At 36.6% G+C, this 20888-nt stretch carries 13 protein-coding genes, 3 rRNA genes and 2 riboswitches; of the genes, 7 read left to right on the top strand and 9 right to left on the bottom strand.

Annotated features, from left to right (window positions below; all coding sequences use genetic code 11):
- Nucleotides 1–155: 155 nt before the first annotated feature.
- Together MY490_RS01550 and MY490_RS01545 are read right to left on the bottom strand one after the other, a co-directional pair.
- Nucleotides 156–869 (bottom strand): class I SAM-dependent methyltransferase, encoded by a 714-nt coding sequence (locus tag MY490_RS01550; protein WP_248267692.1) that lies wholly within the window; start codon nucleotides 867–869, stop codon nucleotides 156–158.
- A gap of 168 nt (nucleotides 870–1037) precedes the next feature.
- Complete coding sequence (locus MY490_RS01545; RefSeq protein ID WP_248267691.1) at nucleotides 1038–2939, bottom strand: endonuclease MutS2; 1902 nt, start codon at nucleotides 2937–2939, stop codon at nucleotides 1038–1040.
- Between the two features lie 838 nt (nucleotides 2940–3777).
- On the opposite strand from MY490_RS01545, the gene MY490_RS01540 reads away from it, so the two are divergent.
- Both MY490_RS01540 and MY490_RS01535 read left to right on the top strand, forming a co-directional pair.
- A complete protein-coding gene (locus MY490_RS01540; RefSeq protein ID WP_248267690.1) occupies nucleotides 3778–4065 on the top strand; it encodes a hypothetical protein in 288 nt (95 codons plus the stop codon).
- A gap of 276 nt (nucleotides 4066–4341) precedes the next feature.
- Entirely contained in the window at nucleotides 4342–4737 is a 396-nt protein-coding gene (locus MY490_RS01535; RefSeq protein ID WP_248267689.1) for a hypothetical protein, read from the top strand.
- A 147-nt stretch (nucleotides 4738–4884) separates the two neighbouring features.
- Here the strand turns inward: MY490_RS01535 and rrf are convergent.
- The 5 genes from rrf to guaA all read right to left on the bottom strand — a co-directional run bounded on the left by rrf (nucleotide 4885) and on the right by guaA (nucleotide 13828).
- Nucleotides 4885–5000, bottom strand: a 5S ribosomal RNA gene (gene rrf, locus MY490_RS01530).
- 55 nt (nucleotides 5001–5055) lie between these two features.
- Nucleotides 5056–7993: ribosomal RNA gene (locus MY490_RS01525) — 23S ribosomal RNA — on the bottom strand.
- Nucleotides 7994–8145: 152 nt separating this feature from the next.
- Nucleotides 8146–9695, bottom strand: a 16S ribosomal RNA gene (locus MY490_RS01520).
- Together the 16S, 23S and 5S rRNA genes form the textbook arrangement of a ribosomal RNA operon.
- Nucleotides 9696–10057: 362 nt before the next feature.
- Nucleotides 10058–11386 (bottom strand): NCS2 family permease, encoded by a 1329-nt coding sequence (locus tag MY490_RS01515; RefSeq protein ID WP_248269298.1) that lies wholly within the window; start codon nucleotides 11384–11386, stop codon nucleotides 10058–10060.
- A 172-nt stretch (nucleotides 11387–11558) separates the two neighbouring features.
- Nucleotides 11559–11658: riboswitch (purine riboswitch) on the bottom strand.
- A 634-nt stretch (nucleotides 11659–12292) separates the two neighbouring features.
- Nucleotides 12293–13828 (bottom strand): glutamine-hydrolyzing GMP synthase, encoded by a 1536-nt coding sequence (gene guaA / locus MY490_RS01510; RefSeq protein ID WP_432707031.1) that lies wholly within the window; start codon nucleotides 13826–13828, stop codon nucleotides 12293–12295.
- 146 nt (nucleotides 13829–13974) lie between these two features.
- Nucleotides 13975–14077: riboswitch (purine riboswitch) on the bottom strand.
- A 189-nt stretch (nucleotides 14078–14266) separates the two neighbouring features.
- Here guaA and MY490_RS01505 point away from each other — a divergent pair.
- Together MY490_RS01505 and MY490_RS01500 are read left to right on the top strand one after the other, a co-directional pair.
- Nucleotides 14267–14587 (top strand): DMT family transporter, encoded by a 321-nt coding sequence (locus MY490_RS01505; RefSeq protein ID WP_248267687.1) that lies wholly within the window; start codon nucleotides 14267–14269, stop codon nucleotides 14585–14587.
- Between the two features lie 28 nt (nucleotides 14588–14615).
- Nucleotides 14616–14936, top strand: coding sequence for a DMT family transporter (locus tag MY490_RS01500; protein ID WP_248267686.1), 321 nt, complete (start codon nucleotides 14616–14618; stop codon nucleotides 14934–14936).
- 60 nt (nucleotides 14937–14996) lie between these two features.
- Here MY490_RS01500 and MY490_RS01495 read toward each other — a convergent pair whose 3' ends face one another.
- Nucleotides 14997–15755 (bottom strand): peptidoglycan recognition protein family protein, encoded by a 759-nt coding sequence (locus tag MY490_RS01495; RefSeq protein WP_248267685.1) that lies wholly within the window; start codon nucleotides 15753–15755, stop codon nucleotides 14997–14999.
- A 141-nt stretch (nucleotides 15756–15896) separates the two neighbouring features.
- The gene (locus MY490_RS01490; protein WP_248267684.1) at nucleotides 15897–16304 is read right to left on the bottom strand and encodes a hypothetical protein; all 408 of its coding nucleotides are present in this window, start codon (nucleotides 16302–16304) and stop codon (nucleotides 15897–15899) included.
- 231 nt (nucleotides 16305–16535) lie between these two features.
- Here MY490_RS01490 and MY490_RS01485 point away from each other — a divergent pair, with 231 nt between their 5' ends.
- The 3 genes from MY490_RS01485 to MY490_RS01475 all read left to right on the top strand — a co-directional run bounded on the left by MY490_RS01485 (nucleotide 16536) and on the right by MY490_RS01475 (nucleotide 20882).
- The gene (locus MY490_RS01485; RefSeq protein WP_248267683.1) at nucleotides 16536–17387 is read left to right on the top strand and encodes an ATP-dependent DNA ligase; all 852 of its coding nucleotides are present in this window, start codon (nucleotides 16536–16538) and stop codon (nucleotides 17385–17387) included.
- Nucleotides 17388–18049: 662 nt separating this feature from the next.
- On the top strand, nucleotides 18050–18274 hold the full coding sequence (locus MY490_RS01480; protein ID WP_248267682.1) for a hypothetical protein: 225 nt from the start codon (nucleotides 18050–18052) through the stop codon (nucleotides 18272–18274).
- Between the two features lie 553 nt (nucleotides 18275–18827).
- Nucleotides 18828–20882, top strand: a complete 2055-nt coding sequence (locus MY490_RS01475; protein ID WP_248267681.1) for an ADP-ribosylglycohydrolase family protein — start codon at nucleotides 18828–18830, stop codon at nucleotides 20880–20882.
- Nucleotides 20883–20888: the final 6 nt, after the last annotated feature.

Below are 20888 nucleotides of genomic sequence, written 5' to 3'. Positions count from 1 at the left end.
TATTCATACTTTACTTATATACATATGCCTATAAATTTTCCAAAACATTTTTAATCATCAATGAAGTAGAGATTAATAAGCATTTTCAATTTATCCTCATGGTGACCGTTAATTTGGTAGTTTTTTTTAATCAAAAAAAAGATAAGCAATTATGCCTATCTTTTTCTACATAAAAACACTCTATATCCTAACACATCTTTATAACGCACTAGTATGTCTTGAAATCTATGAAGTAATTCAATTCCCTCCGGTGGTAACTTTTGAAATGGTATTGAATCAGTTGAGTTTGTTGATGTATTCATTACTGTATTTCCTTTGAGGATTTTATAATCTCTAAAGCCCCCTTTGATTAACGCTTGTTCCCATTCTCTTACTGTTTTTACTTTTGGAATACCATAAACTTCCTTTATTTCACTTTCTTCTTTTAGTGTTAGTGGTCTCTCAGTTGTCATTTCTATAGCAAGAAAATATCCACCTTTTTTTAACACTCTTACATATTCTTGTATTGATTTATCTACATTTGTGAAGCTTGTTACTGATTCAGATATAATGATATCAAATGAATTATCTTTAAAAGGAAGGTTTTCTGCACTTGCTTGATGTAGAGTAACTGGAATTTTCTTTTTGTTAAATCGTTTTCGTGCATTAGCCAGCATCCGACTGTTTATATCGATTGTTGTAATTGAGCAATTGTAACTTTCATATAAATAGCTAGCAGTTTTACCTGAACCGCATCCAACTTCTAAAACTTGGCTATCTGATGTCAGCGGAAGAAATCTCAATGTTTTTTTTGTTAAATCAAACCCACCTGGATGTGCATCTTCTATATTTAACGTGGCGATTAAATCTATATAAGAAAATTTCCTCATATTAAGACCCCAATCATGTTGTTTGGTATAGTCTATTCATATAAGCTTAAATTTGTTTTGTATTCTTGAAAACAATGATTTTTTTCTTAAAAAAACATCAGCTTTTGGGCTGATGTTTTAGTGTGTATACAATGTGCGATAATTTGCTGATTGAAAACAGCCGTAATATTACTCCCCGTTACTTCTCATTCCTTTTTGAATCTTTCGAAGTGCCTTTTTCGAACCTCGTTCAATATCGTGCTGTAATTTCCTTGTCGCATAATCAACAAATAATGTATCTAAGTCATATCCTTCTGGATAAAGTTCAGTAGCTTTTACTTCTAAAGATACTCGTTTTTCATTAACTTCAAAAAAATCACCATTGTAAAAAACAATAAGATTGTAGAAATAATCGATTTCTTTATAGACAATTCCAAAGTTATCATAGTCTAATAATTTTACTCGATCACCTTTTTGGAAGTTAACCTTTTCATCAGATCTCAATTTGACAATCTTTGGTCTCCTTATTGCATTTTCATTTACTTTTTCTAATTGATATTCTTTATTTTCCATATATTCCTTGGCTCTTTGAAGTACATTTTCGCTAATATTCATTTTCTTAGAAATCCATAGAGCATTACTTTCTCCTGATTTCCCGATTATTAACTTATACATTGGTTCTAGTGTTTCACTATTAAATCGCATTGCTGCATTCATAAAGTCACTATGCATTTCTGAAAAACGTTTAATTTCACCATAATGGGTAGTTGCAACTGTAATACATCCCATAAGGTAAAATTCTTCCAATATAGATATTGCTAGTGCAGACCCTTCATTCGGTTCCGTACCACTTCCTATTTCATCGAATAGTAAAAGTGTATTATTATTAGAAACACCCATAATATCGGAAAGGTTTTTCATATGTGATGAAAATGTGCTTAGCGCGTTCTCTATACTTTGATTATCACCAATATCAACAAAAATCTTTTCAAACACTGCAATTTCAGTCCCCGTGCCTCCTATAATATGGAAACCTGACATTGTTGCTAAAGTTAGTAAACCAATTGTTTTCAGAACAACTGTCTTTCCACCCGCATTAGGGCCAGTAATAATTAAACTACGATAACTTTCTCCTATCTCAAAATTAAGCGGAACTACATTTCCTGTTAATAGTGGATGCTTGCAATCAACTAACTTTATATATCCAAAGTCATTTAATTTCGGCTCAACTCCACCAATATATTTGCTGAATTTAGCTTTAGCAAACACCATATCATATTGGCTAATTAACTCCATATTTATATTTATTTCATAAATGTTTTCTAAGATCATTCCTGTAAGGGTAGCTAATATTTGGTATTCTTCCATTGCCTCTTCAGCCTTTAGACTTGCTAACTCACTATTTAATTTAGTTACTGTATTCGGTTCAATAAAGACTGTTGCCCCTTTAGATGAAACTTCAATAATCGATCCTGGAACTTGCTTCTTAAAGGAAGCTTTAATTGGTATTGTATACCGGTCATCTTTCTTACTTATAAAAAAGTCTTGAATAAACATTTTATTTGCACTACTACTTAAAAATTTATTTAAACGATCTTTAATTTTCTCTTCCACTGATTCTATTTTATTTCGTATCCTTTTAAGATCCTTACTTGCCGCAGAATCAACGCTGTTCCCTTTAATTGAGAAGTTAATCTCATCTTCAATACATATAAATTCACTCATTGAGTTTGCGTAAGAAGCGAGATTTGGAGCAAAAAATTCGTTATCTTGCATAAACTTTTTAATTCTTCTACACCCTCTTAAAAAGTCCGAAACACTGGTTAAATCACTTGGATCTAATATTATGCCCTTTTCAAGATTTTGAATAAGATTTTCAATGTTAGAGACACCTAAAAATGGCACATGTCCTTCTGCATCTAATATTGCCCGAGCTTCAGTTGTCTCATTTAATCTATTTTTAACTACTTTTATATTTGTACTAGGTTCTAATTGATTTATCAATTTTTTACCTAATCCACTTACACAATAAGATTTTACAATTTCTTTTAACTCGTTATATTGTAATTTTTTAAATGTTATATTATTCAACTTTAATTCTCCTCTTTAATATGATTTTATTGATCATAAATGGAGATACCTACTAGTTAGATTCCATTGAAATTATTTATAGAAGTAAAGAACTGTTTTTACCCGAAAAATATAAAAAGCTGCGGAGATACCGCAGCTTTAATCACATTACAAGGCAAGTATAATTGAAATATAGTTAAATAAGCTATTACAGAATAGCCATACTAAATTCAATACACGCATTATAAAGTATTGTAGGTATCTTCATAGGTTTGAAATAAATACATGACAAAATTAAGGGTACGAATTCTACAAATCCAATCCCCTTTTTTCATCTTATTTATTTCATTTATTTTTATCCTATTTAGAACCTACCGCACTCACAAAAGGCACCTCATTTATTATTATGTTCATTGAAATCTAACTTATTGAAATCATCATACTATTTGTAATTTGAAAAGTAAAGATGATCTGCATTATTTACTATATGTGAGTAATTTAAATTTTCTACATCTTTTTTTCCTTTCGGATAAGCATTCAACTTTATGTTTCATACTTACATAAATTCAATTGTAAAAAGGATTGTAAAAAGTAAAAAAATCTACCTTCCAAATTGGTGCAAATAGAAATTAAGTTTAGTAAGGATTTATTATTGTATAAAAACAAATAATTTAATTGAATATTAAATATAAAAACTGGAGATTTCAAATGAAAAATACAATAGCGTATCTTACTTTTAGTTTATTGTTCTTAATTTTACTAAATTACTTCTGTACACGGAGAGATTGCAAATCATTTATTTCGTTCTAAGTCTGTTAGTTTTAAAGGAGCAGATAATAACTGGGAAATATTACACCAAATGACTTTGGTTGGAACTGATATATTATATCAAACAAATATAAAGTATAAAGGAAAATATGATAAAAATTTAATTAAGTCAAACTCACGCTATTTGATTAGTTATAATGAAGGAATCATCGGAGGAGAGACGTTTTTATTATATCAATCTGGTGAATTTCATGGTAAAAAAAGAGAGAGCGGCGGATGTGAGTTTATTGATCAGGAAAAAGAAATATATTACGAAATTTACTGGAAAGATACTATAAGTACAATTATCGTAAAAAAAGTGGATAAACCAAATACATAACCTCTATTAAAGTACTAAAGCATGTGATTTTTACAAAAAACATCTTCATCGATTAAACTATCAACTTAATTTGTTCAATTTAATGTTCGTTTTCCTATTGACCATTTTATATTTCAGAGTGTTTGTTTTATTTATTCAACAAGAATTATTACATTAATGAGCTAGAGACTATGTATAATACAAAGATAAAATAACTCGGTTTTGTATTAGTATGTATTTAGAATAGTTCTTCCTTTATTTAAATAGTTTTAAATTAGGGAAGGAGTGTAGATCGTAATGGCTGAAGTTCAAAACAAAAAGTGGGTTGATAAAAGCATTATTCTATTATTAGCTTTAGTATTTATTAGTTTAGCTATAAACGTCCCTAAAATACAGATTTTATATGATTCAACTTTAATAGGGACTTTCCACAGCAAAAAACTTCCATTTGCAACAATAGTATTTGATGAAGATGACCATCATTCATTTTATTATTATAATCAATCTGAGTCAGATAAAGGAAATTATACTCAGAAGACAGATACCACGTATGTAATTAATAGTTCTAAATTTCATAACTTGAAAATTATTTATGATGAAAAAGGAAGAACTTTTAAAATAAAAATTGATAATGAGACCTATGTTTTTAAACAATCTGATACAGTTCCTACTATTATTGATAATTCTGAATGACAAGATTCAAGTTCTTGGTAATCAATTTTTTTTAAAAAGAACTTAAAAGGACTAATCAATTATTGACACCTTTAGGATTGTTAAATATCAACAATTAACTGATTTAAAATAAAAAAAGCACCAGCTGATTAGCTGATACTTTGTTAAACCAGGCGACGTTCTACTCTCACAGGGGGAAACCCCCAACTACCATCGACGCTGAAGAGCTTAACTGCCGTGTTCGGTATGGGAACGGGTGTGACCTCTTCGCACTAATCACCTGATTTATAGAGTTGTACTTCGTACCCTCAAAACTAGATAATGTCATCATCAAACTTGTTAGTTAAGTCCTCGACCGATTAGTATCAGTCAGCTCCACGTGTCACCACGCTTCCACCTCTGACCTATCAACCTGATCGTCTCTCAGGGGTCTTACTAGCTTAACGCTATGGGAAATCTCATCTTGAGGGGGGCTTCATGCTTAGATGCTTTCAGCACTTATCCCTTCCACACATAGCTACCCAGCCATGCTCTTGGCAGAACAACTGGTACACCAGCGGTGTGTCCATCCCGGTCCTCTCGTACTAAGGACAGCTCCTCTCAAATTTCCTGCGCCCACGACGGATAGGGACCGAACTGTCTCACGACGTTCTGAACCCAGCTCGCGTACCGCTTTAATGGGCGAACAGCCCAACCCTTGGGACCGACTACAGCCCCAGGATGCGATGAGCCGACATCGAGGTGCCAAACCTCCCCGTCGATGTGGACTCTTGGGGGAGATAAGCCTGTTATCCCCGGGGTAGCTTTTATCCGTTGAGCGATGGCCCTTCCATGCGGAACCACCGGATCACTAAGCCCGACTTTCGTCCCTGCTCGACTTGTAGGTCTCGCAGTCAAGCTCCCTTATGCCTTTACACTCTTCGAATGATTTCCAACCATTCTGAGGGAACCTTTGGGCGCCTCCGTTACTCTTTAGGAGGCGACCGCCCCAGTCAAACTGCCCACCTGACACTGTCTCCGAGCCGGATCACGGCTCTAGGTTAGAATTTCAATACAGCCAGGGTAGTATCCCACCGACGCCTCCACCGAAGCTAGCGCTCCGGCTTCTCAGGCTCCTACCTATCCTGTACAAGCTGTACCAAAATTCAATATCAAGCTGCAGTAAAGCTCCACGGGGTCTTTCCGTCCTGTCGCGGGTAACCTGCATCTTCACAGGTACTATAATTTCACCGAGTCTATGGTTGAGACAGTGCCCAAATCGTTACGCCTTTCGTGCGGGTCGGAACTTACCCGACAAGGAATTTCGCTACCTTAGGACCGTTATAGTTACGGCCGCCGTTTACTGGGGCTTCAATTCAGAGCTTCTCCCGTAAGGGATAACCCCTCCTCTTAACCTTCCAGCACCGGGCAGGCGTCAGCCCCTATACTTCGCCTTGCGGCTTCGCAGAGACCTGTGTTTTTGCTAAACAGTCGCTTGGGCCTTTTCACTGCGGCTCTCCCGGGCATACACCCAAAAGAGCACCCCTTCTCCCGAAGTTACGGGGTCATTTTGCCGAGTTCCTTAACCATAGTTCTCTCGCTCACCTTAGGATTCTCTCCTCGCCTACCTGTGTCGGTTTGCGGTACAGGCACCTATTTCCTCGCTAGAAGCTTTTCTTGGCAGCGTAGAATCAGGAACTTCGGTACTATATTTCCCTCGCCATCACAACTCAGCCTTATGATGTGCGGATTTGCCTACACATCAGCCTAATTGCTTGGACGCGCATATCCAGCAGCGCGCTTACCCTATCTTTCTGCGTCCCTCCATCGCTCAAACGGAAATGAGGTGGTACAGGAATATCAACCTGTTATCCATCGCCTACGCCTTTCGGCCTCGGCTTAGGTCCTGACTAACCCTGGGAGGACGAGCCTTCCCCAGGAAACCTTAGGCATACGGTGGACGGGATTCTCACCCGTCTTTCGCTACTCATACCGGCATTCTCACTTCTAAGCGCTCCACCAGTCCTTACGATCTAGCTTCAACGCCCTTAGAACGCTCCCCTACCACTGATACCATACGGTATCAATCCGCAGCTTCGGTGATACGTTTAGCCCCGTTACATTTTCGGCGCAGAGTCACTCGACCAGTGAGCTATTACGCACTCTTTAAATGGTGGCTGCTTCTAAGCCAACATCCTGGTTGTCTAAGCAACTCCACATCCTTTTCCACTTAACGTATACTTTGGGACCTTAGCTGGCGGTCTGGGCTGTTTCCCTCTTGACCACGGATCTTATCACTCGTAGTCTGACTCCTATGGATAAGTCATTGGCATTCGGAGTTTGACTGAATTCGGTAACCCGTTGGGGGCCCCTAGTCCAATCAGTGCTCTACCTCCAAGACTCTAACACATAAGGCTAGCCCTAAAGCTATTTCGGGGAGAACCAGCTATCTCCGAGTTCGATTGGAATTTCTCCGCTACCCACACCTCATCCCCGCACTTTTCAACGTGCGTGGGTTCGGACCTCCATTCAGTGTTACCTGAACTTCATCCTGGACATGGGTAGATCACTCGGTTTCGGGTCTACGACCACGTACTATATCGCCCTATTCAGACTCGCTTTCGCTGCGGCTCCGTCTCTTCAACTTAACCTTGCACGGGATCGTAACTCGCCGGTTCATTCTACAAAAGGCACGCCATCACTCGTTAACGAGCTCTGACTATTTGTAAGCACACGGTTTCAGGTTCTCTTTCACTCCCCTTCCGGGGTGCTTTTCACCTTTCCCTCACGGTACTGGTTCACTATCGGTCACTAGGTAGTATTTAGCCTTGGGAGATGGTCCTCCCAGATTCCGACGGAATTTCACGTGTTCCGCCGTACTCAGGATCCACTCAAGAGGGAACGAGGTTTCAACTACAGGGTTTTTACCTTCTTTGACGGACCTTTCCAGGTCGCTTCATTTACCCCGTTCCTTTGTAACTCCGTATAGAGTGTCCTACAACCCCAAGAGGCAAGCCTCTTGGTTTGGGCTATCTTCCGTTTCGCTCGCCGCTACTCAGGAAATCGCTATTGCTTTCTATTCCTCCAGGTACTTAGATGTTTCAGTTCCCTGGGTCTGTCCTCAGTACCCTATGTATTCAGGTAAAGATACTACTCCATTACGAGTAGTGGGTTTCCCCATTCGGAAATCTCCGGATCAAAGCTTACTTACAGCTCCCCGAAGCATATCGGTGTTAGTCCCGTCCTTCATCGACTCCTAGTGCCAAGGCATCCACCGTGCGCCCTTTCTAACTTAACTAATTTTAAAACTAATTGAATTAAACTTACGCAGTTTAATGAATGACATTATCTAGTTTTCAAGGTACAAAGTTGAGAGTGAACTCTCAAAACTAAACAAAACAATGAAGAAACATTTCATACATGAACCATCGGTTCATGATGTCTCCATAGAAAGGAGGTGATCCAGCCGCACCTTCCGATACGGCTACCTTGTTACGACTTCACCCCAATCATCTGTCCCACCTTAGGCGGCTGGCCCCTAAAAGGTTACCCCACCGACTTCGGGTGTTACAAACTCTCGTGGTGTGACGGGCGGTGTGTACAAGGCCCGGGAACGTATTCACCGCGGCATGCTGATCCGCGATTACTAGTGATTCCGGCTTCATGTAGGCGAGTTGCAGCCTACAATCCGAACTGAGAATAGTTTTATGGGATTAGCTCCACCTCGCGGTCTTGCAACCCTTTGTACTATCCATTGTAGCACGTGTGTAGCCCAGGTCATAAGGGGCATGATGATTTGACGTCATCCCCACCTTCCTCCGGTTTGTCACCGGCAGTCACCTTAGAGTGCCCAACTAAATGCTGGCAACTAAGATCAAGGGTTGCGCTCGTTGCGGGACTTAACCCAACATCTCACGACACGAGCTGACGACAACCATGCACCACCTGTCACTCTGTCCCCGAAGGGAAAGCCCTATCTCTAGGGTTGTCAGAGGATGTCAAGACCTGGTAAGGTTCTTCGCGTTGCTTCGAATTAAACCACATGCTCCACCACTTGTGCGGGCCCCCGTCAATTCCTTTGAGTTTCAGTCTTGCGACCGTACTCCCCAGGCGGAGTGCTTAATGCGTTAACTTCAGCACTAAAGGGCGGAAACCCTCTAACACTTAGCACTCATCGTTTACAGCGTGGACTACCAGGGTATCTAATCCTGTTTGCTCCCCACGCTTTCGCGCCTCAGCGTCAGTTACAGACCAGAAAGTCGCCTTCGCCACTGGTGTTCCTCCAAATCTCTACGCATTTCACCGCTACACTTGGAATTCCACTTTCCTCTTCTGCACTCAAGTTTCCCAGTTTCCAATGACCCTCCCCGGTTGAGCCGGGGGCTTTCACATCAGACTTAAGAAACCGCCTGCGCGCGCTTTACGCCCAATAATTCCGGACAACGCTTGCCACCTACGTATTACCGCGGCTGCTGGCACGTAGTTAGCCGTGGCTTTCTGGTTAGGTACCGTCAAGGTGCCAGCTTATTCAACTAGCACTTATTCTTCCCTAACAACAGAGCTTTACGACCCGAAGGCCTTCATCGCTCACGCGGCGTTGCTCCGTCAGACTTTCGTCCATTGCGGAAGATTCCCTACTGCTGCCTCCCGTAGGAGTCTGGGCCGTGTCTCAGTCCCAGTGTGGCCGATCACCCTCTCAGGTCGGCTACGCATCGTCGCCTTGGTGAGCCGTTACCTCACCAACTAGCTAATGCGCCGCGGGCCCATCTGTAAGTGATAGCCGAGGCCATCTTTCAATAAAGGAACAGGAGTTCCTTTATGTCATCCGGTATTAGCTCCGGTTTCCCGAAGTTATCCCAGTCTTACAGGTAGGTTGCCCACGTGTTACTCACCCGTCCGCCGCTAACTAATGGGAGCAAGCTCCCATTAGTCCGCTCGACTTGCATGTATTAGGCACGCCGCCAGCGTTCGTCCTGAGCCAGGATCAAACTCTCCATAAAAGTTAAGTTTAAATCTTGTATTGCTCAAAAAACTAATAATTGACGTTTACTTCATGTTTTGTTTAGTTTTCAAAGTTCACTTTGCCGCTTTCAGAAGCGACTTTTAAATCATAACATTTAAAACTTGTTTTAGTCAACAACTTTTTAAATGTTTTTTATTTTTATTTGGTTTGTTTCCCTTGTTTGGGACAACATAGAATAATATATCAGCTATTTGAGTTAATTACAATACTAAAATAAAAATACTACTATTCAGAATTATTTAGATGAAGTAGTCTACATCCACATTACTTCTATATAATATGATAAAAATAAAACCAGCCTCCTAATTTGGAGGCTGGTTTTCAACGTTCTATTTTTACCTATTCTCTAAAAAATGCTAGGAATAATAGGAATACTACAAACAACACATACATTACAGGATGAATTTTTTTCGCTTTTCCAGCTGCAATCATTGAAATCGGATAGAAAATGAACCCAACTGCAATACCAGTTGCAATGCTATAAGTTAAAGGCATTGCAATAATTGTAAAGAATGCTGGAACAGCAATTTCGAACTTTTTCCAATCAATTTGACCAATTGATGAAACCATTAATACTCCGACTACGATTAAAGCAGGTGAAGTTACCGCTGCAGTTACTACTCCTAAAAGTGGTGCGAAGAATAATGCTAATAAGAATAGAATACCTGTTACTACTGCTGAGAATCCAGTACGTCCACCAGCAGCTACACCAGCAGTTGACTCAATATAAGAAGTAGTAGTACTTGTACCTAAAGTTGAACCAACTACTACAGCAGTTGCATCAACCATTAATGCTTTACCAGCTCTTTCAAGTTTGTTTTCTTTTAATAATCCAGCTTGGTTAGCTACAGCTACTAATGTTCCAGTTGCATCAAAGAAATCTACAATAAAGAAAGTTAATACTACAGCAAACATTTTACCTGAAGAAAAAACATCTGGAATATGTTTAATTGCTTGACCGAATGTTGGAGCAATACTTGGTACTGGACCAACAACTGAAGATGGTAAGTCGATAATCCCAAAAATCATACCTGCGATTGCAGTAATGATCATACCTAAAAATACACCGGCTTTTATTTTTCTAGCCATTAAAACTACAGTAATAACTAAACCGAATATCGTTAATAAAACAGCAGGTTCATTTAATTTACCAAGTGATACGAATGTCGCAGGATTACTTACGATAATACCTGAGTTTTTTAAACCAACAAATGTAATAAAGAATCCAATACCGCTACCTATTGCTAATTTTAATTCAATTGGAATCGCATTTATAATTTGTTCACGAAGACCAGTTAATGAAAGAATGATAAAAATAATACCTGATACGAATACGCCTGCTAAAGCCGTTTGCCATGGAATACCCATTCCAAGTACTACGTTAAAAGCAAAGAATGCATTTAATCCCATACCTGGTGCTAAAGCAATTGGATATTTCGCATAAATACCCATTAAAATCGATCCATATGCTGCAGCTAAAGATGTAGCTACAAAGATTGCCTCTTTATTCATTCTTAAAGCTTCTGGGAAATCCTTTATATCTGATAATGATAAAATCGATGGATTTACAAACAAAATATAAGCCATAGCTAAGAATGTAGTAAAACCAGCAATTGTTTCTTGACGATATGATGTGCCTAACTTGTTGAACTCAAAATAATTACTGATACGTTCTTTCATGTGATCCTCCTAAGTTTTAGTCTTAAAAGTCGGTCTCTATTGTTTATAAAATAGAAAAGGCACTTTTACACAATGGTAAAAGCGCCTATCACGAGCAGTTTCATTCTGAAATTATTAACCAAAGAATAGTAGAATAATAGCAAGATACTAGGTTAATAACTTTCAGAAATCATTACTTCGTAGTCCGCCATTTTACGGTGGCGGGTAGAGACGCTAGTCCATATTTACTAGCCTATACGACAAGTTATGACAAATAATTTATTTAATTTACCTCTTTATATTACAATCAGTTTTGATACGTGTCAACAAAAAAAACGAACGTTTTTTATAAAACATTCGTTTTCGTTCGTTTTTACCATATTTTAGTTATTCATTTAGACTTCATCATTTGGAAAAACATAGTTTAGTTAAATAAAACGTTTAATTAACAGTAAATTCTAATAACTATTATACTATAAACTGTACGAAAAATGACAAATTTCAACAAAAAAAACTATAATCACCAAATAAGATATTTAGCCATATTTGCTATTTTTAATACTTATTTTGTTTTCTTTTTGTCTTTTAATAACACATTTAAAACGATGCAATTACAAAACTAATAATTAATACGATTATCTTTAGAAAATTTACTCTCCTATTCCAATAATCCACAATACACTACAAATATAAGTATAATACTTGATAAAAGAATTTGTTTTACTGACCTGGGGATACGAATTCACAATTCTAAAGGTTTATCCAATTTCAGACCCTCCCAAGTAAAAATACCGATTATAAACCAAAATTATTACATTATACGCTCACAAGTTTCGGCTATTTGTTACAAACTGGGGTCAAATCTCAAAAATATAAAAAGCCATGAACCCAATAAGGGTTTATGGCTTTTTATTATTATTCCCACTCAATCGTTGCAGGTGGCTTACTAGTTATATCATATACTATACGGTTTACGTGTTTAACTTCATTTACAATACGAGTTGAGATTTTTTGTAGTACATCCCAATCAATACGTGCCCAGTCAGCAGTCATTCCATCGATAGACGTAACTGCACGAATACCTACAGTGTAGTCATACGTACGTTCGTCACCCATTACACCAACACTACGGATGTCAGGTAATACTGTGAAATATTGCCAAATTTCTTTATCTAAACCAGCTAAAGCAATTTCTTCACGTAAAATTGCATCTGATTCACGAACGATTTCAAGTTTTTGATCAGTAATTTCACCTAATACACGAATTCCTAAACCTGGTCCTGGGAATGGTTGTCTCCAAACGATTGCATCTGGAATTCCTAGTTCAGTTCCAACTGCACGTACTTCGTCTTTAAATAATGTATTTAAAGGTTCAATTAACGTGAATTGCATATCTTCAGGTAAACCACCTACATTATGATGTGATTTGATTGTTTGAGCTGTAGCCGTACCGCTCTCAATAATATCTGTGTAAAGAGTTCCTTGAGCTAAGAAATCCATACCTTCTAATTTAGCTGCTTCATCATCAAACACATAGATGAATTCATTACCGATAATTTTACGTTTTTCTTCTGGATCAGATACACCAGCAAGTTTACTTAAGAAGCGCTCTCTAGCATCTACTTTAATTACGTTCATGTGGAAGCCTTCGCTAAACGTTTTCATAACGCCTTCAGCTTCATCTTTACGTAATAAACCGTGGTCAACGAAGATACATGTTAATTGATCACCAATTGCTTTGTGAATTAATACTGCAACTACTGAAGAATCAACACCACCACTAAGTGCGCAAAGTACTTTTTTGTCGCCAACAGTATTTCGAATATTTTCAAGTTCAACTTCAATGTAGTTTTTCATTGACCAGTTTGCTTCACATTCGCAAATATTGAATACGAAGTTCTTTAACAAGTCATTTCCATATTCAGAATGACGAACTTCTGGGTGGAATTGTACACCATACATTTTTTTAGCTTCATTACTCATTGCAGCGATTGGGCAAGAAGCACTAGTTGCATCTACAACGAATCCTTCTGGTTGTTGAATTACTTTATCACCGTGGCTCATCCAAACTACGTGATCTGAAGGCAGGTCTTTTAATAAAGCAGACGGATTTTGAATATTTAATTCAGCTTTACCGTATTCACGTTGGTCAGCACTAGCTACCGTTCCACCGAAATGTTGCGTCATTAACTGCATTCCGTAACAAATACCTAAGATTGGAATTTCTAAATCATAAATTGCTTCATCACAGAAAAAAGCATTTTCACCATATACGCTATTTGGTCCGCCAGAGAAAACGATCCCTTTAGCGCCCATTTGCTTAATTTCCTCTGCAGTTATTGTATGAGGACGTAATTCACTATAAACGCCAAACTCACGGATACGTCGTGCTATAAGTTGGTTATATTGACTTCCAAAATCCAGTACTACAATTGTGTCATGTTGTTGCAAAACGGTCACCCCATCTATATATATTGAATTAACGTATCAGTTAAACTGATACTATTTTTCCCAAAAAAAATAAAAAAAGCCGACTTTCTCCTCTTTTTACATACGATAAATACGCATAAGAAGGCAGAAAATCAGACTTAAATTAAACAAAGTCAGACTGCCTTCATAGTCAGGGCATGTTACGGCGCCCCGGTAGAGACTCTCGACCCGTATTGTCGAGGATATATGAAGAATAATGACGAATATTGTATTATTGTCTCATTCTAACAATGTATATTTTTTCGGTCAAGGTATTTCAATACATAAAAAAATAAATTTATGTGGAAACGTTACAACTTGTCATGAATAAGATTATAGTGTATCTTTTAACTAACGAACGGTAGGTAGTTTACCTGAACAAAATCATTTATTTAGTCGGCTATAAAGGGGAGCTTTTTTATGAGTTGGATTTACTTAGTTATAGCGGGAGTTTCCGAAATTGCTTGGGCATTTGGACTAAAATACTCAGCAGGATTTACAAATTTGTTACCAACAATTTTAACGATCGCTGGAATATTGTTCAGCTTTTATTTATTTTCAAAATCAATAAGAGATATTCCAATAGGTACTGCCTATGCAGTTTTTACAGGAATCGGTGCCGCTGGGACAGTTATTATAGGAATGTTATTTTTAAATGAATCAGCCTCTATATTAAAAGTTTTTCTGGTAATTACATTATTATCTGGAATTATTGGATTAAAATTAACATCAGGTGATTAAAAAACAGAGAAAGGAGATGTAGCATAAAATGGCTTGGTTATTTTTATTTATTGCAGGTTTGGGTGAAGTTGGCTTTGTCATTTTTATGAAGCTATCTAATAATTTTAAAAAACTTTACTACTCCATTTTGTGTATTCTATCTGGATGGACTAGTTTTTACCTATTATCAATGGCCTTAAAAGTTATACCCGTCGGAACAGGTTATACAATCTGGACTGGTATAGGTGCCGCTGGTTCTGTTTTAATTGGCATGTTGTTCTTTAATGAATCACGCGAATGGAAGAGACTATTTTTTATTATCTTAGTAATTGGTTCTGTAATTGGTTTAAAAATCATCTCACCTCATTAAAAAAATCCCTATTCAGAAAAGAAATAGGGATTTTTTTAGGAAATTATGGGATTTCGTCTTTTAAAACAGTTTGCCCCAAGTGTTTTTTCCAACAATTCCATCGACAACTAGTCCATTACTTGCTTGAAATTTTTTAACTGCATTTTCAGTAACTGGTCCAAAAATTCCATCTGCCGTTATTTTAAGTTTTTGTTGAACTTTTTTGACAGTTTCACCTCTTGATCCTTCTTTTAAAATACCAGGGTATGGAACTGAATCTGTTTGGGTTTTCGGGGGATTTAAGATCGCATTCACTTGTGCTTTAAACTCGTTAAATCGCTCGGGGTGATCTATGAAGGTTTTTGGACATGGCTTATGTGTTATGTCATAGTGTCTAACAATGTCATTTGCATTTAATTTAAACATCTTACACAATTCAGCAATTACTCTAATAGTACGTGTTAATGTATATTGTGAAATCGTACCATCCTTTTCAACACACATTTCAACACCGATTGAAAGCTTATTTGCGTTCGGAGCGAGTTCATCCACCCCTCTAAATACACCACCATTATTATTTCTTTCGTAATGATCATTTGCATGATAAGCTACTTCATCAAGCGGAATAATACAGATTGCCTCTTTCGAATCAACAAAAATATGAGCAGATGCATATGTTTTATTTTTTATCGCTATACCGTTAAAATACCTTTGGTGACTTTGTGCACTTGCCCCCGGATTGGCTGTCCAATGCAGCACGATTTTTCTAACTTCTTTCAATTTTATTGACGGCCTCGTATACTTGTTCATCGAAATAAAATCATTTCTCCAAGTTGCCAAAATTAGCACTCCTTTTCAGTATTGGCATGTCCAAAAAACCATCTTTCGAATAATTGGACATGTCTATTAATACAGTATTCTGAAAGATAAATTTCGTTACATATAAAAAAGAGAGTATTAGATACTCTCCAGAATGTTGAACTAAACTTTATTTTTTAGTGGTTTAACATAAATTGCTTGTGATGAATTCACAGATATACATCCATCTAAATCCTTCTCTTTTAACAATCCCAAATTAATAGCAGATTTGATTTTATCTCCATCTGGTTTTCTTACAATTTGTATTAAATCAGACAAATTTAGTTCTTCTAGTTTATTAATTGTCTTCTCCTCATTAAATTTCTCTTTTTTTCTTATGATTCGTTCAAGTTTTAAATTATTAATAATTAGTTCACCTTTTTCATTCATTCCAACTTGATGATCAAAGTATCCATGAAATATCTTTTGTAATTCTTCTAACTGATTTTCAATATCTTTCTTTTTTTGACTCAAATCATAGTACTCATTCAACATCGGTTCCGTAATTTTGAAATTATTTTTCCTCCCCATTTCATAACACCACTTTTCATAAGAAGATAATTTATCTTATTGTGAAATTAGACGAGTTATGACTTGAAATACATATGAAATAAAAGTACATTAACAAGTGGAAGACTAAAAATAGAATGAATTATTGCTATATAAGAAAACAAAAATTTTATGTTATTTATATATATCAAATGAAAAAGAAAGGAATCTTGATTATGTTGAAAAGCAACAATCATGATAGCGAAATGAAAAATGTTTATTGAGCCAATGCTATTACAAAATGCTGATAAACCATTTGACTCTGATCAACATTATTTTGAATTGAAATCAAATGGTGTCCGAATGATGCTTGAAAGGCAAAATGGAAAGAATAAACTTTTTAATCGAAATGGTACCGAGATTACGGAGAGAATCCCTGAACTCGAAAATATCGACTTAGATGATTGTTACTTAGACGGTGTTTTAGTTTGTTATAATGACGGCAGAGAGGATTTTGAAGCGGCAACCAATCGAGTAAGTTTTATTCAAGAATACAAAATAATACAAGGAAGCAAGCAATTTCCGTTAACATATATCGTTTTTGATATTTTACGCCTTAAAAATAAAAACTTAATGAAAGAACCTTTATCTTATCGAAAAAAAATCCTTTCAGAAACTATAGTTGATCAAGAATCAATTAAAAAAAGTTTTTATATCGAGTCGGAAGGTGAGATGTTTTTTAAGCAAATTAAAACTCTTGGACTTGAAGGTATCGTAGCTAAATCAAAAGATTCTACTTATATACCAGCACATCGATCACTAAATTGGTTAAAAATTATTAACTGGAGATACGGTAATTACTATATAGCAGGCTATAAAAAACAAGGAATGGGATTATTAATCTCTGAATTAAAAAATGGTGAGTATGTAAATGTAGGGATCGTAGAGTTTGGTATGAATACCGGCCAAAAAACAGCTTTCTTTAGTTTAACGAAGCATATAAAAACTGGAGAAGACAAAAATTATATATATGTAGAACCGTTAGTACGATGTGTGATAAAAAGTAGAGGTCAATTAAATAGCGGAGAATTAATTGAACCTATATTCCATGACTTTATTGTTTAAAAAATACCTTCTTTCATTTACAGATCCATCCCCTTTAAAGTAGAAAGTATTAAGTAGCTTTTTACTTACATGAAGGGGTTTTTTATTTTCTATCTAAATATAAGCCATAAAACGATCAACCAAAAAGGTATAGAAAATAAGAGACCGAAAAGGCACCCTCTATATAAACCAAAATTCATCTAAATCATCCTTAAAAATTATTTGATATATTCGTAATATAGCATCGGAAGTTTTCTACTTTTATCAAATTTACTATACATATTTAAATAATCCTTAGTCAATATAGCCTAAGTCTTATTTAATCCAATATCTTCATTCTATTACAAGTTTAAAACTATTAGTTTTGCTAAATCTCATTATTGACTACTCTAGTAGTCAATAATCGGATCAGTATAAATTATAAAAATCCCAGAAATTGGATTTTAATTACTTACATAATTCACAAGACCAGGTCTATTTTGTTTAAGTTTTTATTTAAAGATAAGATCAGGGTCATCTATTAGAACTAAAAAACTTGAATTCTCAAGTTTTTTTTAATTGGTTAAATTATACAACCCTTACCTATATAAAAAATTTTAAAAATTACATTTTCCTTCAAACCGTACTAGCATTTATTCCGTTACCTTTAATGAAACTTAAAAAATAAAAGGAGATGTATGTTAATGAGAAAAATTCGTTTTACTTTTGTAGCAGCTATGTCGTTATTTTCAATACTTTTATTTAGTGCAGTGACATTTGCTGCGACTGATTTTACCCAATTTGGATTTGCGAAAGTAATTGCTGAAAAGAAAATTGAAGCAGGTGAAGCTACAAAAATTAGTCATAGTGGAATAAAAATTGATATTCCTAAAGCACGTTTAGTAATGACGTTGTTTTCCAAATACTAGAAGGGAACATCTATATCCCAAAAAAAGCAAGCTGGTTTATCATTAGGCATTAAAGCTTTATCCTCATCCAAGCCATTGTTAATAACTTCCGCTTATTGAATTATTGAATTATCGATGCTAAAATGGAGGCGTTTACACCGTCTATTGCGAATGAATTGATAGAATCTTTCGTTATTATAACTCGGGAGGAAACCCCAAAAAGACCATACACAAACAATAGATTCAATGTGGTTAAAACACCCCTGTGAATAACTCAGATCCAAAGGGGGACTTTTGGATATAAGAGCTGTTTCTCTTGCTGGAATTGGGATTTAAAAAATGGCAAACTCAGGAGATGGCATTAGAGAGCATGTAAAAGGGAAAAGAAAAAGTGAGAGGATCAACACACTAAGCCCAGACCTGGTGTCAAACAATGTCGATAGCCGAAATGTTGACTCCGATTAGTATTAAGAATAACCAATCATATGAGCAGACTCAAAAAACTTAAACAGGACGGTATTTTGATATGATCCCTTCAAATTATTTAGAAAAAATTTACGCAGGTTTTTTAGGTATGAACATTGGAATAAGGCTAGGGGCACCCATTGAATCATTTTGGACTTATGAAAGAATAAAGAGTACGTTTGGCGAAATTAAGGACTATTTGAAAGAATATAAAAATTTTGCAGCAGATGATGATGTGAATGGTCCTTACTATTTTCTTCGTGCACTCTACGATGATGCAAAGGATCGTGATATCACCTCAAATGATGTAGCTAAGGCATGGCTAAATTATACGCGTGAAGGGGTCGGGATGTTCTGGTGGGGTGGATATGGAATTAGTACAGAACATACAGCGTACACCAATTTGAAAAATGGAATTGAAGCACCACTTTCAGGGTCTATTGAGAAAAATGGTTTAATTGCTGCGGAACAAATTGGGGGGCAAATTTTTATAGATACATGGGGTTTAGTCAATCCATGTAACCCGAAGAAAGCGGCTGACTTTGGTGAAGCTGCTGCTAGTGTTTCTCATGGTGGAGAAGGTGTTTTGGGTGCAAGATTCTTCTGTGCGGCTATATCTAAAGCTTTTGAAACGAGCGATATGAACGAGATAATTCAAGTAGGGTTAGACCAACTTCCAATAGATTCAATCTATGCGAAAATTACAAGGACTGTTATCGAGTTTTATAAAGAGAATCCTGAAGACTTTCGTGCATGTCGTGATATGTTAGAGAAAGACTGGGGGTACGATAAGTACGGTGGTAATTGCCACATTATCCCGAATGCGGGTGTATGTGTGTTGTCGATGCTTTATGGCGAAGGGGACTTCAATAAAACGGTTGAAATTGCAACGATGTGTGGATGGGATACTGATTGTAATGCTGGAAATGTAGGAACCGTACTAGGCGTTATGTGCGGGACAGAGGGTATTTCAAAACACTATCGTAAACCGATTAATGATTCGATTATTCTTTCAGGGATTTCGGGATTTCTAAATATATTAGATGTCCCTACCTATGCGAAAGAGTTGGCTATTTTGGGATATCGTTTGGCGAATGAACCATGTCCACAAGACTTGCGGGACAGTTTTACGGAGCATGATATATATTTCGATTTTGAATTGCCGGGTTCAACGCACAATATTCGCGTGTCGGATCCTTTCTTCTGCCAAACAAGGCATTCTAACGAAAAGTCATTTGCTGGAACAGGTTCTTTAGAAGTCCTTTTTGGACGTATGACGCGTGGTGAAAAGGCAAATATTTTTTACAAACCTTTCTATACACGAGAGGATTTCAGCGATGAGCGATATTCTCCAACATTAGCTCCAAGAGCTTACTCAGGTCAAAAAGTTTCCTTGAAAGTTTTTCTTGATCAATGGACAGGAAATGAAACAGTAGGGATTTCACCCTATATACGACTGGCAAAGTGTAAACAATTGCTTGTGCAAAGTTGCATAAAAATGAAAAATCAGGAATGGTTGGAAGTGGATTTTGAAATTCCTGATACTAAAGGTGAGATGATTGACGAAATTGGAATTTCCCTTGAATCATTCTCGGATGGAGAGCCACAAAGTATTGGGCGGATTTTTATCGACGAATTCCGAATCTTTGGTCAAGCAAATTATCAAATTGATTTTACAAAACAGATGAAAAATTTCGGTTGTATCACGCCGTATTCACATAATCATGGTAAATGGAGCATTGAAAATGGCGGAATGTATTTAGAGACATCGGATCAAGCAGAGGCTTATACTGGGAACTATTTTGCTAGGGACTGTACTGTAACGGTTACTTTGAATCCACAAAGTGGTGATTCACATTTAATCGCTGTGCGTGCTCAAGGTGCAATGCGAGGCTACCATGCAGGTTTCGACGGGAAAGGTCAAGTTGCTATTTATAAAAATGATTTTGGTTTTACTAAATTGGCTAATGTAGCGTTCGAATGGGAGAATGGGAGAGATTATGATGTAACCTTTCGTGCTCATGGAAGTGAATTCACGCTGGAGATAGATGGTGAAACTATTTTAACGCATTCAGACGACACTTTTGCATACGGTATGCATGGTGTAAGTACTAGAACTGCTGCTAAAACGATTTTTAAAAGAGTCACTTTCGTAGAGAGTTAAAATAAG

The organism is Gottfriedia acidiceleris (genome assembly GCF_023115465.1).
Taxonomy (GTDB): Bacteria; Bacillota; Bacilli; order Bacillales; family Bacillaceae_G; genus Gottfriedia; species Gottfriedia acidiceleris_B.
This window is presented reverse-complemented; position numbering and strand designations above follow the sequence as displayed.

What these genes read in the sequence shown, in the direction of transcription:
- MY490_RS01550 (WP_248267692.1), bottom strand. Translation starts at nt 869, where the DNA reads ATGAGGAAATTTTCTTATATAGATTTAATCGCCACGTTAAATATAGAA.
- MY490_RS01540 (WP_248267690.1), top strand. Translation starts at nt 3,778, where the DNA reads ATGACTTTGGTTGGAACTGATATATTATATCAAACAAATATAAAGTAT.
- MY490_RS01535 (WP_248267689.1), top strand. Translation starts at nt 4,342, where the DNA reads ATGGCTGAAGTTCAAAACAAAAAGTGGGTTGATAAAAGCATTATTCTA.
- MY490_RS01505 (WP_248267687.1), top strand. Translation starts at nt 14,267, where the DNA reads ATGAGTTGGATTTACTTAGTTATAGCGGGAGTTTCCGAAATTGCTTGG.
- MY490_RS01500 (WP_248267686.1), top strand. Translation starts at nt 14,616, where the DNA reads ATGGCTTGGTTATTTTTATTTATTGCAGGTTTGGGTGAAGTTGGCTTT.
- MY490_RS01490 (WP_248267684.1), bottom strand. Translation starts at nt 16,304, where the DNA reads ATGGGGAGGAAAAATAATTTCAAAATTACGGAACCGATGTTGAATGAG.
- MY490_RS01485 (WP_248267683.1), top strand. Translation starts at nt 16,536, where the DNA reads ATGTTTATTGAGCCAATGCTATTACAAAATGCTGATAAACCATTTGAC.
- MY490_RS01480 (WP_248267682.1), top strand. Translation starts at nt 18,050, where the DNA reads ATGAGAAAAATTCGTTTTACTTTTGTAGCAGCTATGTCGTTATTTTCA.
- MY490_RS01475 (WP_248267681.1), top strand. Translation starts at nt 18,828, where the DNA reads ATGAACATTGGAATAAGGCTAGGGGCACCCATTGAATCATTTTGGACT.